The organism is Neobacillus sp. DFD-2R (genome assembly GCF_057747865.1).
In genome coordinates this window covers 2628006-2643565 of record NZ_CM173228.1, presented here as the reverse complement: position 1 = coordinate 2643565, position 15560 = coordinate 2628006, and the positions used below count along the sequence as shown (strand labels likewise).

13 protein-coding genes and 1 pseudogene are annotated in these 15560 nt (G+C 37.8%); 11 read left to right on the top strand and 3 right to left on the bottom strand.

Translation table 11 applies throughout. From position 1 onward, the window contains the following. Positions 1-116 precede the first annotated feature (116 nt). The 5 genes from AC3ANV_RS13195 to AC3ANV_RS13175 all read left to right on the top strand — a co-directional run bounded on the left by AC3ANV_RS13195 (position 117) and on the right by AC3ANV_RS13175 (position 4855). Positions 117-815 (top strand): response regulator transcription factor, encoded by a 699-nt coding sequence (locus AC3ANV_RS13195; RefSeq protein WP_488314208.1) that lies wholly within the window; start codon positions 117-119, stop codon positions 813-815. Then, positions 816-1751: a sensor histidine kinase gene (locus AC3ANV_RS13190; protein ID WP_488314023.1), complete on the top strand. Its 936-nt coding sequence runs from the start codon at positions 816-818 to the stop codon at positions 1749-1751. Between the two features lie 96 nt (positions 1752-1847). After that, positions 1848-2771: an ABC transporter ATP-binding protein gene (locus tag AC3ANV_RS13185; protein WP_488314022.1), complete on the top strand. Its 924-nt coding sequence runs from the start codon at positions 1848-1850 to the stop codon at positions 2769-2771. Between the two features lie 60 nt (positions 2772-2831). After that, entirely contained in the window at positions 2832-3530 is a 699-nt protein-coding gene (locus AC3ANV_RS13180) for an ABC transporter permease (RefSeq protein WP_488314021.1), read from the top strand. Between the two features lie 791 nt (positions 3531-4321). Then, complete coding sequence (locus tag AC3ANV_RS13175) at positions 4322-4855, top strand: P-loop NTPase family protein (RefSeq protein ID WP_488314020.1); 534 nt, start codon at positions 4322-4324, stop codon at positions 4853-4855. Between the two features lie 69 nt (positions 4856-4924). Here AC3ANV_RS13175 and AC3ANV_RS13170 read toward each other — a convergent pair. Then, positions 4925-5182: pseudogene (locus AC3ANV_RS13170) on the bottom strand (tyrosine-type recombinase/integrase); the annotation flags it as partial. Positions 5183-5361: 179 nt separating this feature from the next. Next, positions 5362-6756 carry a sigma-54 interaction domain-containing protein gene (locus tag AC3ANV_RS13165; protein ID WP_488314019.1) on the bottom strand — a complete coding sequence of 465 codons (1395 nt, stop codon included), beginning with the start codon at positions 6754-6756 and terminating at the stop codon, positions 5362-5364. 419 nt (positions 6757-7175) lie between these two features. Here AC3ANV_RS13165 and AC3ANV_RS13160 point away from each other — a divergent pair, with 419 nt between their 5' ends. The 6 genes from AC3ANV_RS13160 (at position 7176) to AC3ANV_RS13135 (ending at position 14758) form a co-directional block, all read left to right on the top strand. Continuing rightward, complete coding sequence (locus AC3ANV_RS13160) at positions 7176-8258, top strand: aromatic ring-hydroxylating oxygenase subunit alpha (RefSeq protein WP_488314018.1); 1083 nt, start codon at positions 7176-7178, stop codon at positions 8256-8258. Further along, positions 8255-9703: an aldehyde dehydrogenase family protein gene (locus AC3ANV_RS13155; protein WP_488314017.1), complete on the top strand. Its 1449-nt coding sequence runs from the start codon at positions 8255-8257 to the stop codon at positions 9701-9703. The genes AC3ANV_RS13160 and AC3ANV_RS13155 overlap by 4 nt, the downstream gene beginning before the upstream one ends. After that, positions 9703-10785, top strand: a complete 1083-nt coding sequence (locus AC3ANV_RS13150; RefSeq protein WP_488314016.1) for a tartrate dehydrogenase — start codon at positions 9703-9705, stop codon at positions 10783-10785. Before AC3ANV_RS13155 ends, AC3ANV_RS13150 begins: the two co-directional genes overlap by 1 nt. Positions 10786-10969: 184 nt before the next feature. Further along, the gene (locus tag AC3ANV_RS13145; RefSeq protein ID WP_488314015.1) at positions 10970-12373 is read left to right on the top strand and encodes a purine-cytosine permease family protein; all 1404 of its coding nucleotides are present in this window, start codon (positions 10970-10972) and stop codon (positions 12371-12373) included. A 110-nt stretch (positions 12374-12483) separates the two neighbouring features. After that, the gene (locus AC3ANV_RS13140; RefSeq protein WP_488314014.1) at positions 12484-14295 is read left to right on the top strand and encodes a CocE/NonD family hydrolase; all 1812 of its coding nucleotides are present in this window, start codon (positions 12484-12486) and stop codon (positions 14293-14295) included. A 241-nt stretch (positions 14296-14536) separates the two neighbouring features. Next, positions 14537-14758 carry a hypothetical protein gene (locus AC3ANV_RS13135; RefSeq protein ID WP_488314013.1) on the top strand — a complete coding sequence of 74 codons (222 nt, stop codon included), beginning with the start codon at positions 14537-14539 and terminating at the stop codon, positions 14756-14758. Positions 14759-14877: 119 nt separating this feature from the next. On the opposite strand, the gene fsa is transcribed toward AC3ANV_RS13135, so the two are convergent. After that, a complete protein-coding gene (fsa, locus tag AC3ANV_RS13130) occupies positions 14878-15546 on the bottom strand; it encodes a fructose-6-phosphate aldolase (protein WP_488314012.1) in 669 nt (222 codons plus the stop codon). Between the last annotated feature and the right edge of the window lie 14 nt (positions 15547-15560).

Below are 15560 nucleotides of genomic sequence, written 5' to 3'. Positions count from 1 at the left end.
TGATATTTAGGTGATCAGTTTTGATCTAAAGGTGAAATACCTACAATACTTAAGCTTCCAAAGGTGGGTTAAAGAATCAATTATATAAAAGGTTTATAGGGGAGGCGTTGTTTATGATGCAGAAAACTATTTTACTTGTCGAAGATGATCCGGATATTAGTAATATGGTAAAAACATATTTAAATAATGAGGCCTATAATGTTAAATGTGTTTTTGATGGCGAGGAAGCAGTGAATGCATTTAAGCATGATCATTACGATCTGGTTTTGTTAGACTTAATGTTGCCAAAGTTAAATGGTATGAACTTTCTTCAAATGGTGCGGACTAGGAGTTACATTCCCGTAATTATTATCTCAGCAAAAGATAGCGAAGTGGATAAAGCATTAGGACTTGGTCTAGGAGCAGATGATTATATCACTAAACCATTTTCAATGGTTGAACTTACGGCAAGAGTGAAAGCGGCCATAAGAAGATCCACACAGTACATAGTTACTCAAATAGAACGAAATACATCAATAATCAAAGTACATGAGATTGAATTGGATACAGAGAATCTTAGTGCGACAAAGAATGGCATTCAGATTAACCTAACATCAAAGGAATGGAAGATTCTTTGTTTGTTTTTTGAAAACCAAAAGAAGGTTTTTACAAAAGAACAGATTTATCGTTCTGTCTGGGGCGAAGATTACTATGGTGATGAAAATATTATAAACGTTCACATGAGTCGACTGAGAGAAAAAATCGAGGATACTCCATCGAAACCATCCTATATCAAAACAATATGGGGGATCGGCTACAAGTTGGGAGAATTTTAAATGATTACTATATTAAGCTGTATCATAATTGTCCTTCTTATTTGTATAATCTATCAATATCAATCAAATAATAGAAGAAAAAAGAATCTTACTTATATAGCAGATAAACTAAAACAGATCAAAGCCTCACAATCAAGTGAGCGAATTCTAATCGTAACTGATGATAAGCAACTCATTGAAATGTTAGATCATTTTAATCAAATTGTCGATGACTATCAAGAAAATGTACGTCACTATAAAAAAATGAAAGCCTCGATGAAACGGATGTTGGCGAATGTCTCTCATGATCTTAAAACGCCGCTTACAGTGATCGCAGGATATATTGAAATGCTTCAAAATCAACCTAAAATTGATGAACAAGAAAGAGTGCGTTTGCTAAAACAAGTACATAGTAAAACATTAGAACTTATTACGTTAATGAATACATTTTTTGACTTGACTAAGTTAGAATCCGGTGATACGGATATTCCTCTTGAAAAAGTTAATTTAACTGAGATCTGTAAAAATAATATTCTTTTGTTCTATGAATGGATCCAAATCAAAGGGTTAGATGTGGTCATTGAGATACCAGAAAAGCCCGTTTTTGCTCTTGGTAATGAAGAAGCAATAAACCGTGTATTATATAACTTGATTTCAAATGGTCTTCGGTATGGTGCTGATGGTAAGATGATCGGTTTAAAGGTAATTTATGATGAAACGAGGGTCTATGTCGAAGTTTCCGATAAAGGAAAAGGAATTAATGAAACCGAACAGGAGCGTGTATTTGAACGTATGTTCACACTTGAAGAATCGAGAAATAAAGCCTTCCAGGGAAGTGGTCTGGGTCTAACCATTACAAAAAGACTGGTTGAAGAAATGCAAGGAGACATTTCAATACAATCCATTCCATTTGAAAAAACGTTATTTACATTTTCATTGAAACGTCTCAATAAGTAGCTCACTGTTTTCTTAAGATTTTTGTAAGAATTAAGACAGAAAAAAGCAAGGGTCGCTTGCTAGAATGAAAACAATTAGAAAACGAGGAGGGTCATCATGGACTATGTTGTACAGACAAGAAATTTAACAAAAACTTTCCAAGGGCATGATGTTGTGTCCCATGTATCAATGAACATTAAACAAGGTGAGATTTACGGATTTCTTGGACCGAATGGTGCAGGTAAGTCAACAATTATGAAGTTGCTAACCAATATGATTAAGCCTTCACATGGCGAGATCACCATTTTCGGAGAACCTCTCAAACATAATTCTTTCGATTACTTGAAGAGAATAGGCAGTATGATCGAATATCCCATTTTCTATGAGAAAATGACTACAATGGAAAATTTAGAACTGCATTGTGCTTATATGGGATACCGTAGCAAGCAGGCAATTCGTGAGGCCTTGGAGCGGGTGGGGCTTGAAAATGTTGAGAATAAGCTACCAAATGACTTTTCACTAGGGATGAGACAGCGTCTTTGTGTTGCCAGAGCGATTATCACAAAGCCGGAATTCTTGATTCTAGATGAGCCCATTAATGGACTGGATCCGGCCGGGATTAAGGCTATGAGAAAGTTATTCAAAATGCTTAATCATGAATACGGTATGACTCTTTTAATTTCTAGCCACATCATTGGTGAAATTGAGCAGATTGCAGACACAATCGGTGTTATTAAAGGCGGAAAACTGATTGAAGAGGCTTCAATGGCTGCGATAAAAGCGAGAAATACAGAGTACATAGAATTGGTAACCAGCAATCAAAGAAAAGCGGCTATGGTGCTGCATGATAAATTAGGTATTAATAACTTTAAAGTGGTCGATGATCAAACTATTCGCATCTATGCCATAGAAGTACCTCAATCGACCATTTCTAAGACATTAATATTGGAAGATATCGATATTGAGTTTATTGATAGAAAACGAACAACATTGGAAGAGTATTTTATAAAAAAAGTTGAGTTAGACCAGATCGTAAGTTAATTTTCGGACGAAGCGAATAGTGGACGGAGTAATATTTTAAAAGTCAAGGAGGCGATCATATTGTTTCATTTAATAAGACTCGAATCAAAAAAGTTTAAATTAGGTTGGTTCGTCAAAGGTGCTATTCTTGCAAATATAATCATTTTGAGTTTTTTATGTATCATTCCTGTCGTTGAAAGAAGTGAAGGTACCGAAATGTTTAAAGATGTGACAGGAATTTTTACGATAAGTGGAGCATGTGTTAGAGGTGTTTTTATCGTATTTGCCGCTGTACTTATTTCAAAAATGATTATTCAAGAGTTTAAGAATCGAACGATCCTCATCATGTTTTCCTATCCAATCAATCGTAAAAAAATCCTGAGTGCAAAATTGATTCTGATCGTTTGGATGACATTCATTGCAATGACAATTTCACATACAGTGATGATTAGTGGTTTTATTGGATTGAATAAAATATTTCATTTGACTTCTTCAATAAGTCTAACTTCAAGCGATGTTTTGGAGGCGATCATAAAAATCATCATGTTTAGCCTGACAACTGCAGTGGCAGCACTCGTACCGCTATATTTTGGAATGAGAAAATATTCGACACCAGCAACGATAATTTCTTCCCTTTTAATCGTTAGTGTGACATGCCAATCAATTGGTCCGAATTTCTCATTAGCCAGTATTATTTATATTCCGCTTTCATTTGCATTAATTGCTCTTGGTATTGTTGTGTTAGCTATTCGGAATATTGACCATATTGATTTAGATTAAGTGCGGTTGTTCAGTGGTGATGTTTATCCGTATCCTTATAAAATTAATTAACACACATGAAAAATAATTGAAGACTATCCGTAATAAAGTCCGTAAACAAACATAAGTCTTTAAGATGGATATATCAATAGGCTTTCAACGATTATTTTTTAATATTAAACAGGGACTAAAACCATTTTTATCGTATTAGCTGTGAAATTGAGTCTGTAGTATTGATTAACTATAAAGCTGTTTAAAAACGCCAGTCATGTTCCTCCATTGAAGGAGGCTTTACTGAAGTAAGATAATATTTATGGGCGGATCGGTTATTACCGTTCAGTCTATTTTTTATCAATAAGCAACACCCTATTGATAAGGTGATTTTCAAAGTCTTTAAAGCGTATCAAATATTGTTTAAATGGTATTTAATTCCATAGTAATCCCTCATCTTCGAATCGGTCGCTTTTTGTTCGTTTATCAAGGTTACTATCATTAATTTGATCAATCATTAATCCAAAGCTATAAAAGTTAATGCGCAAAATAGCACTTTTTCTTTCTTTATCTTATCAGTATTTATAATTTTAGTTGCAGTGCAAAGTTTTTATGTTGCAACCTTAAAGAGATAGTCCGATTTTCTTTTTTAAGTATGATTGTAAAACATTACACTTAAAGTAACGGGGTGCGTTGATCCAAGAAGGATTAACGCTTATTTTTGTTGAACTTATTGAATTAACGAGCAGGTTAGTTTAACAAAGTAAACATATATTTTATCGTCATAGATTACGAAGTCTGGTAAAAGAAGGTGGCATAAGATGAAACGAATTATGGTAATTGGAGTTTCGGCAGGTGTAGGGAAGTCAACTTTTGCACAAAAATTAGGGAAAGCCCTAAATATAAATGTTTATCATTTAGATTCTTTATATTGGAAGCCAAACTGGGTGGAAGCAACCTTAGAAGAGTTTTCAGAAGCACAGCAGGATATTGTAAAAAAAGGTGAATGGATAATTGAAGGAAATTATAGTAATACTTTTGAATTTCGTGCAAAACATGCAGATACAATAATCTATTTGGAACTACCACTCTATGTTTGTTTATTTCGTGTAGTTAAAAGGTGGCTAAGGAACATCGGGAAAACACGTCCTGATATGGGAGAGGGATGTAAGGAAAAATTAGATTGGGATTTCATTAAGTTTATATATACTACCTACTATCCTCGAAAAAATAAAATGAATAAACGATTTCAGTCCTTTCTAGCCTTAGACCCCCAAAATGTAGTTATTACTTTAAAGAGTAAACAAGATATTAAATCATATATAGACAATTTGATTGTGAAAGAATGTACTTAAACAAACGGGTGCAAGAGCATTAGAAAAGCAACGCCTTTGCGTTGCTTTTTGTCGTAGTCGATAATCATTTTAAAAATACTTTCGATACAGTTCTTGCCTTAGACTGCCACTTAACTGTACATAAATCCTAGTCGTCTCATTTTTTTCATGACCAAATAAACTCTGAATCACTTCAAGAGGAGCACCATTATTCAATAAGTGAGTGGCATAGCTATGCCATAGTTGGTGTGGATGTATCGTTTTATTAATCTGTGCTCGATTTGAAATCCGTTTTATAATGTGTCTCATTTGAGCAATACTCACTCGATGGGGATACCTTTCGGTAATACATCTCTCCCTAAAATCTTTTTAGAGGAATTATTGACTTGATCCACGAAATTGAAACGGAGAGATTATTCAACTATCGAAGCAGAATAGTTATGCGAAATGTTTCTAGTTAAAATTGAGGATGGTCACATCTCTCTGTTAAAGACTAGACAGTCGAAATCATGGTCTTTTTACACTGTTTACTTAAAGGGGATAATATCAGGAATAGGCCTTTTTGATTCCTCTAAATCTCCGCAATACTGGTTGATTAGTTTGACTGCCCTCGTTTGACTTATATTTAAATCCATAGAAACCTTTCTCGAGCTTTTATGTTTTTTATAGGACTGGATCACCAGCATTTTCTTCACATGTTCAATCGCATGATCAAGTTCAGAAGGGAGGGCGTACTGAGTTTGCGGTTTAATATTTTTTAAGATTAAATCAGGTAAGTCACCTTGCTGGATGATTGAATCACAGGTGACGACAAGTCTCTCCATGACATTTTCAAGCTGACGGATGTTCCCGGGCCATGAATACCAGTAAAATAAGTTGAGGCATTCTTGAGAGATAATTTTATTCATTTCATATTTTTTATTAAATTTATATAAAAAATTATAGGTTAGCGGAATGATATCTTCCCTGCGTTCCCTTAGCGCAGGCAGTTGGATATCAATAATGTTCAGGCGGTAAAATAAGTCTTCACGAAACTGATTATTTCGCACCATTTCAACCAAATCACGGTTTGTTGCTGCGATAATACGGACATCTACTTTTTTCAATTCGTGTCCACCAACCGAAAGAAACTGTTTTTCTTGAATGACTTGCAGCAGCTTTGCTTGAAGTGATAAAGGCAATTCGCCAATTTCATCTAGGAATAATGTGCCTTGGTCGGCAATTTCAAGCAATCCCTTTTTTCCATGTTTACTTGCTCCCGTAAAGGCACCTTCCATATATCCAAAAAGCTCCGATTCAAGTAAATCCCCAGGTAAGGCCGCACAGTTAATTTTTAAAAACGTTTCGTCACTTCGCTTACTAATTTGATGGATGTAATGAGCTAATACTCCTTTTCCTGTTCCCGATTCTCCTTGGATTAAAATAGTTGAATCGACCTTGGCGGTTTTTTCGCAAACCTTTAAGATGTTCTTCATTTTTTCACAATTTGTAATCGGTGTTGCACTGTTATGGTTGTCAGAAGGTAATTCTTTTTCTTTTTCGGATGTAATACTTTTATAGTTTTGCAGTTCTTGTGAGGTAGTCACAACAAATTCTATTTCATTTTTACAATTTAAAATCGGGACTGCTGTCGTTAATAACTCTGCTCCAAGATATGTGGTCTGCTTGATGGTGACTGTTTTTTTTTCTTTAAACACGATTGGTACAATCGAGGGCTTCCAATAGCCTTTTTCAAATAGGTCTGAGTTATATTTTCCCACTACATCTTCCGGTTTTAACCCGTAGTGTTTTTCACAGATGCTATTAACAAAAATGACACGCTGTTGTGCGTCGAGGACAAAAATTTCATCCGATGAATAATCAAGAATTTTTTTTAATGTTTCTACTGTAATTTCTAACGGACTTTGTGTTTCGGAAACCATTTGAAACTGCCCCCCTGCAAATTTGAGTTGATTTTAATTCACGTGAGTTGATATCAACTCAAAATTGAACGAAAATTGAACAAATTTTAAATGACAATCACCGGTTTTAAAGGAAATTTCATAATTTTTAATTTTGGCACAATAATTGCATTAATTAAAAGTGAGTGTCGGTAGTCAGACACGAGAGATCTCGTTGAATTTATTAAACAAAATTTTCAATACCTTGTAAACGCATAATTTTTTACTATTATCACTTTAAATTTAGGAATTTATGAGGTGAATTGTTTTTGACTCAATTATTAAATGGAAAGTATGACCTTATTGAAGGGGGAGATGATGTTCACAGAGAAAGCAAATGTTGAACGAGATAAGTGAATCATTGATTAAAAACATTGAAGAAAATTTAGGAGGAAATAAAAATGGCTTATAATGAAGTGGAAAATAAAACAAATCGAACATTTGAAAGAACATTAACTTATGATTTATATACAGATCCGAAAGTTTATGAGCAAGAAATGAAGGATATTTTCGCGAAATCTTGGCAAGTTGTTGGTCATGTAAGTCAGTTAGAAAAACCAGGACAATTTTTTACTATAGATGTAGCGGGTGAACCCATTATCATCACTCGTGGAATGGACGAAGTGATTCGGGCGTTTTATAATGTATGTCCGCACCGTGCGACAAAACTGGAGAAAAATGAATCAGGTCAAAAGAAAATTCTTCAATGTGGCTACCATGGCTGGACATTCCATTTAAATGGAGATTTAAATAAAGCACCTAACTTTACTGGGGAAGATGCCTCCTGTGTCAGCGACCGCTGTTTAAGACCTGTCAGAATGGAAATTTTAGAATCATTAATTTTTGTTAACCTTGATGATGATTGCAAGTCTTTAAGTGAGACATACGGTGATTTCTTTGATCGATTAGGAAAGTTTCCTTTTTTAGGAGAGCTGAAAAGAGTTAATCAGAAAACACGCGTCATTAAGGCGAACTGGAAAGCGTTCATTGATAACTATTTAGAGTGTGATCACTGTCATGTGGCACATCCTAGCTTTGTTGCCACTTTGGATATGAAAAATTATCAAATCGTTACCTGTGAAAATTATTCTGTTCAAGGATCGGTTGTAAAACCTGATAAAACAATGGGGACTACCGATTTAAATGAAGCAGAGATGCAGGGTGGAGAATTCTATTGGTTATGGCCAAACTTAATGGTAACGATTTATCCAGGGCCGGGAAATATGGCGACGATTCAAATGATCCCTATTGATCATGAAACAACATTAGGAGTTTACACCTATTATTTTAGGGATGAAAATTTATCACAAGAAGAAAAAGATTTAGTGACATTTGCTGAACAAGTAAGGCAAGAAGATGTTGAATTAGTAGAATTAGAGCAAATTGGGTTCCGTTCCCGTGCCTTTAACAAAGGGGTATATTCAAAATCTGAAAAAGCAATTGCTCAATTCCACGAAATGGTATTGGAGGCGTTAGGTCGATGACAAATGTAGGTGTTGTAGAGAAAAAACATTTATTTATTAATGGTCGAGATGTTGAGACTTTAACCTATTCAACTCTTTACTCTCCATACAAAGGGGAAGCAATTGCTGAGATTGCAGTGGCGGATGAAAAATTGACGAAAGAAGCTATTCGTTCAGCACAGGAAGCATTTCAGGTGATTTCTAAAATGCCATCATTTGAGCGCTCTGCAATTTTAGAAAAAGTGGTAGAATTATTGAAAGAAAGGGCTGACCAAGCGGCAGAAGTCATCGCACGAGAGTCAGCCAAGCCGATTTCATTTGCGAAAGGTGAAGTTTCGAGAACGATCGAAACCTATAAATTTGCTGCAGAAGAAGCAAAAAGAATCCACGGTGAAACGATTCCTCTTGATGCAGCGCCAGGCGGGGTCGGAAGAATTGGTTATACCGTCCGTAAGCCAATTGGGGTGATAGGGGCGATTACGCCGTTCAACTTTCCTATGAATCTAGTTGCACATAAGGTAGGGCCTGCAATCGCCTCAGGTAATTCAATCGTATTAAAACCTGCTTCGCAAACCCCGTTATCTGCTTTATTTATTGCAGAGCTTTTCAAAGAAGCAGGCCTGCCGGATGGTGTATTAAATGTTGTGACAGGATCAGGCTCGGTTGTAGGAGAGGCAATGATAAAAGATGATCGTGTGCAAATGATTACGTTTACTGGAAGTCCAGCTGTCGGGATTGGGATACGGAATAAAGCTGGTTTAAAGAAAACCACCTTAGAGCTTGGATCAAATGCTGCAGTGATTTTAGATAAAGGTACGAATATTGATCAAGTAATTGACCGTTGTATTTTAGGTGCTTTTTCAAATCAAGGACAAGTATGTATTTCCTTGCAGCGCATTTATGCCCACGAAGAGGTGTACGATCTATTTGTTGAGAAGTTTGTAGCTGCGGCGAAGCAGTTAAAGGTGGGAGACCCATTATCACCTGACACATATATTTCTTCTTTAATATCGGAAAAGGAAACCGAACGTGCGTTAAGCTGGATTGAAGAAGCAAAACAAAACGAAGCAGCTGTTGTAGCAGGAGGAAAATTAACGGATGGAATTTTAGAACCAACAGTGATCGTTAATGTCGATCCATTGTTAAAAGTATCCTGCCAAGAAGTATTTGCTCCTATCGTAATTATCAATAAAGTAAGTTCTGTAGAAGAAGCGATTGGATATGTAAATAATTCAAGATACGGACTGCAAGCCGGTATTTATACGAAAAATATCGATAAAGCCTTATACGCGAGTGAAGTGCTTGAAGTTGGGGCTGTTATGATTAATGATATTCCAACATTTCGCGTTGATCATATGCCTTACGGCGGTGTAAAAGAGAGCGGAACTGGCCGTGAAGGGATAAAATATGCAGTAGAAGAAATGACAGAATTAAAACTTGTTGTATGGAACAGAGGCGAAATGTAATGAGCATTTATAAAATTGCGGTGATTCCTGGTGACGGGATCGGCCCTGAAGTACTACAAGAGGGAATCAAAGTTCTAAATAAAATCTCAGAATTGGATTCTTCTCTCCAGTTTGAATACACCTATTTCCCATGGGGCTGTGAGTATTACACCAAGCATGGCGTAATGATGGATGAAGATGGAATTGAAAAATTAAAAAACTTCGATGCCATTTTACTAGGGGCTGTCGGTTATCCCGGCGTACCGGACCATATCTCATTATGGGATTTACTTTTAAAAATCAGAAAAAGTTTTGACCAATATATTAATATTCGTCCGATTAAGTTAGTGAAAGGCGCCGCGTGTCCCTTGAAAGACGTGAAAAGGGAAGATGTGGACATGCTGTTTATCCGTGAAAATAGTGAAGGTGAATATGCAGGTGCTGGAGATTGGTTATTTAAAGGTCAGGAGAACGAAGTTGTCCTGCAAACAGGTGTCTTTTCCCGAAAAGGAACGGAACGGGTCATCCGCTATGCGTTTGAAACGGCTAAAAGGGAAGGTAAATCTCTAACGAGCATCAGTAAAGGAAACGCCTTGAACTATTCAATGGTTTTCTGGGATCAAATCTTTGCTAATGTGAGCAGGGAGTACGCGGATGTGAAAACAACATCTTACCTCGTAGATGCAGCAGCGATGTTAATGATTACCAATCCGCAGCGATTTGAAGTCGTGGTTACTTCAAATTTATTTGGGGATATTTTAACCGATTTAGGTGCGGCCTTGGCCGGGGGGATTGGGCTTGCGGCGGGGGCCAATATCAATCCGGAAAAAAAATATCCGTCGATGTTTGAACCGATTCACGGATCTGCCCCTGATATTTCGGGAAAAGGCCTGGCCAATCCTTTGGCGGCGATTTGGTCTGCCAGCCAGCTTCTCGACTTTTTAGGATATGAACATTACGGGAAACTCGTGCTGGAGGCAATCGAGGAACTGCTTGTGGAAGGAAGGATTTTAACACCTGATATGAAGGGAAAAGCCACCACTTCCGAAGTCGGGGATCGTGCTGTTAAGATTATTCAATCGCTTTCGTCAGTAAAGGCTTAATGTTCTTTTTTTGGAAGAAAAATATAACACCAATTATCGATTTATCCCCTTCTTTTTGGTTGTTCAATTAAAAGAAGGGGGACTTTTCCAAGATGAATTATCAGATAATGAGGAAGCTTGACAATTAAAGGATACAATCTAAACGTTAAAATCTGAAATTTCAAAATCAAAGGAGGAAAAGCAAGTGAAAGTAGAACAACGTAGTATTGATTATATCCCAGATTCGGAACGGCATGGCAAAGCACGGGATCTATTTAATATCTGGTTTAGTGGTAACATGCAGCTTACACCGGTTATTACCGGAGCTGTTACCATATCACTTGGTCTGAACGTATTCTGGGCACTCACTGCGGTGATTCTCGGCAACTTGATTGGCGGTTTGTTTATGGCGACACACTCTGCCCAAGGCCCAAAGCTTGGCATACCTCAAATGATTCAAAGCAGAGCACAATTTGGTGTCATCGGCGCTATCTTGCCATTGATTCTCGTCATGATCATGTACATCGGATCTGTATACTACAGTGGTTTACTAGGTGCACAGGCCATCCATAGCGCTTTCCCTTCAATTCCCGTATGGCTTGCAATGGTCGTACTTAACGGTGTCACTTTGATTGTCACCACCTATGGGTATGACCTCATCCATAAAATTGAGAAATATTTTGCGGTTGTTTTTGCAATCGTTTTCATCGTGATCACGGTTGAAGCCCTTCGACTTCCATTGCCGGCACATAGTTGGGCGGTTTCAAGTTTTAAAGTTGGGCCGTTTTTGATGGCACTAAGTGTTTGCACCACTTGGCTCCTGACATACGCACCATACGTCGCCGATTACTCTCGGTACTTACCACGCAACACCTCGCCACGGGCAACGTTTGGCTGGACATATGCTGGTGGTGTTCTCGGGACAGGCTGGACAATGGCACTAGGCGTCATCCTTATCGCATCTTCCTCCAAATTCGGGAGCGATCCGACTGGATTTCTTGCAAACATGGTCGGTCACAGTTTGGCACCGATCATCTATATCGTCATCGTGCTAGGGATCCTTGGCGTTAACGTGTTGAATCTCTACTGCGCCTTCATGGCGACAGTTACGTCAATTGAACCGTTCACGAAAATAAAAGTGACACCAACCAAACGGTTTGGCATCATGGCGATTTGCACGATTATTGCAACAATCCTTGGCATCGTTGGTCAAGGCAACCTTGTGACCATCATGAATGATTTCATGTTATTGCTTCAATACATCATGGTGCCGTGGAGTGCAATCAACCTAGTCGATTACTACCTGCTTCGTCGTGGAAATTATAGTATTAAAGATATTTTTGATGTGAACGGCAAATACGGAAAATTCAACTGGACTTGTATTGGCGCATACCTTATCAGCATCGTTGCACAAATACCCTTCATGAATGTAGAGGGCATATATGAAGGCCCCATTTCAAAGACACTCGGTCACGCAGACATTTCATGGTCCGTTGCCTTAATCTTACCAGCCGTCATCTACTACTACGCGATGAAGGCAAAATTGACTGCGACAGGTGAACTTCAAGAAATTGAGAACATCCATGCCGCAAAAATTGTCAATCATTAACCTGAGTGCCTTATCTTTCTTTCTTAATTAATTCACAAAAGGTTGGTAGCCAAATTGTAATAAGAACATCATACTATCCCATGTAGTCTGTGATCGTGGGATAGTATTTTTTGAATTCTAAAACAAGAGTTGAAAATAAATTAAGCAGAAAATGTGGTGTTAAAATGAAGCAATTTCGGATTGTTGTTGAAAAAAATGTGCCTTGCGAGATGAGGGACGGCGTCATTCTTTATTCAGATGTTTATCGTCCTCATGAGAAGGGGGTATTTCCCATTCTGTTAACCAGGCTTCCATATAGTAAAGATTTGCCCCATTATTCTCATCGTTATTTAGATACCAATCAACTTGTTGAAAACGGTTTTGTTGTCATTATACAAGATGTGCGGGGAAGATTTCAGTCAGAAGGGGATTTCCGATCATTCAGACAGGAAGCGGAAGATGGTTACGATACGATTGAGTGGGCGGCCACACTCCCGTACTCAACGGGAAAAGTAGGAATGTTCGGCATGTCTTATTATGGATACACACAGCTTTTAGCCGCAACAAAAAAGCCGCCCCATTTAGCTGCAATTTTTCCAGCCATGACGTTGAATGACCAACGGAATGGTGCGGGATTTCGTAATGGAGTATACCAGCCTGGTTTTACTGAAACCTGGACACTCGAATCCATTGCGCCTAATCTATTGAAGCGAAAATATGAAAATCCGAAAGAAAGAACAGACGTATTGCGAAAACTTGCAAATCATCTTAATAAAATAGAAGAACTATACCATTTTGCCCCAATCAATCAGTGGCCACCTTTAATGGAACTGGATATTGCCGCTTATTTTTTTGAGGAGTTGTCCTATCCTATTGATGATGAGGCCTACTGGCGGGAATCAAGTATCGTGGACAAATATGAAGATTTACAGCTGCCGGCATTTCATATAGGCGGCTGGTATGATTGTTTTATTGGTCCGACATTAACAAATTATCTGGAAATGGCGAAAGCAAACGTGCACACTGATAATCATCAAAAGCTGCTTGTCGGTCCATGGGGACATGGCTATTTTTCTTCTGTACAGGGCGAATGCTCTTTTGGCGTGCATGCATCAGGAGATTGGATTGATTTAGAGGAAAACATCACAGATCTCCATATACGCTGGTTTAATCATTGGTTAAAAGGATTGGCCACCGGTTTAGAAACAGAACCGCCTGTCAAAGTTTTCGTGATGGGGATTAATGAATGGCGTGATGAATGGGAATGGCCCCTTGAACGGACGATATTTACAAATTTTTATTTGCACAGCAACGGAAAAGCAAATACGAAATTTGGCGATGGTCATCTTTCCATCCATTATCCTAATAATGAGGAAGCGGATACCTTTATATATGACCCACAAAACCCTGTGCCGACAAAAGGCGGTAGGACTTTGTTTGCAGGACCGTTAACAATGGGTCCGTTTGATCAACGGACAATCGAAGAAAGAGAAGATGTGCTGGTTTATTCAACACAGCCATTAACCGAAGCCGTCGAAGTGACGGGACCTGTGAGGGTAAAGCTGTGGGCCTCCTCTGATGCCAGGGATACGGATTTTACAGCCAAACTTGTTGATACCAATCCCGATGGGAAAGCGATCATTTTGGCAGAAGGAATTGTGAATGCAAGTTATCGGAATGACTATCAGCATGAAAAAGATTTGGATGGAGAAATCGTCGAATATGGAATTGATCTTTGGGCAACAAGCAACGTGTTTTTGCCAGGGCATCAGATCACGCTCGAAATTTCATCCAGCAGCTTTCCTCACTTTTTGCCGAATCCAAATACCGGGAAGTCATTGATTGATAGCAAACAGACTGTTAAAGCAAGACAAACGATTTTACATAATGCGCAATATCCTTCACATGTAATCTTGCCTGTTATTCCAGCTAACTCAAATTAATCATAGAGTTCACTCCAAAGCCTTCTTCATAAAGTGGAAGAGGCTTTTTTGTATGTGCTCTGCATTGGTACAGTCTATTGGGGGTTTCATAGTGTCAGCTCCTTGACCTAGTTATTTCATTTATCACTTCAAATATGGCCTCAAATATTAATGCCAATTCATATCAAATATTTCTGCAAGTAACAGATTTAATATGATTTTTAGACATAAAACTCGTCATATAAGTTAAGAGATGGAAAGAGTGCTAGTAGAATATATTACCAGTCTTGAAAAACAGGACAAGTCCCCAAAAACAATTATTTCCTATCAGAATGGTATCCTTATTTTTATGAATGATTTACATATAAAGCCAGATCATTTTGTGACGGCAACAGATGTAGCGTATCTAAGTCAGAAGGTATTTGCAGAAAAAGTTGGTGAGACTATGTCCCCTGATTCTAAGGATGTAGAAGGCTTTGAGTAATTTATGAAACGTTATACTAAAGGGCTTGCAATGGAAAGAGCGGCAATTGCAAATCTTAAAAACTGATAAGGAATTAAAAACACGACAGGGGAGGGTCTCCTGTCGTGTTTTTGTTTAACTTAGTTTTTTAGAGTATTTTCCCAATCAGCAGCAAATTTTTCGATTCCTTGATTAGTAAGTGGATGTTTAGAAATTTGCTCAATGACTGAAAACGGAATCGTTGCAATATGAGCACCTGCCATTGCTACACGGGTTACATGATCCGGATGACGAACAGATGCTGCAATAATTTGTGTCTCGAAATTATGAATACTGAACAATTCAGCTACTTTTGATACTAATTGGACTCCGTCTTCGGAAATATCATCTAAGCGACCTAAAAATGGAGATACATAAGTTGCACCTGCACGGGCTGCCAATAGTGCTTGGTTTACTGTAAAAATAAGTGTGACGTTTGTTTTAACACCTTTATCGGCAAGATAACGGCAAGCCTCTAAACCATCTAAAGTCATCGGAAGCTTGATTGTAATTTTTTCATCTCCACCGTTAATTTTAATAAGCTCTTCAGCTTGAGCAATCATTTCATCAGCTGTAATGGCATCTGGAGTTACTTCAGCGGAAACAGATTCTACCCGTGGAACTGCCTGGCAGATTTCTGCAATTCGGTCTTCGAATTTTACGCCTTCTTTCGCAACTAAGGAAGGATTCGTTGTAACACCAGATAAAACGCCGATTTTATATGCCTTTTTAATATCAACAAGATTTGCAGTATCAATAAATAATTTCATCGTATATTTCCTCC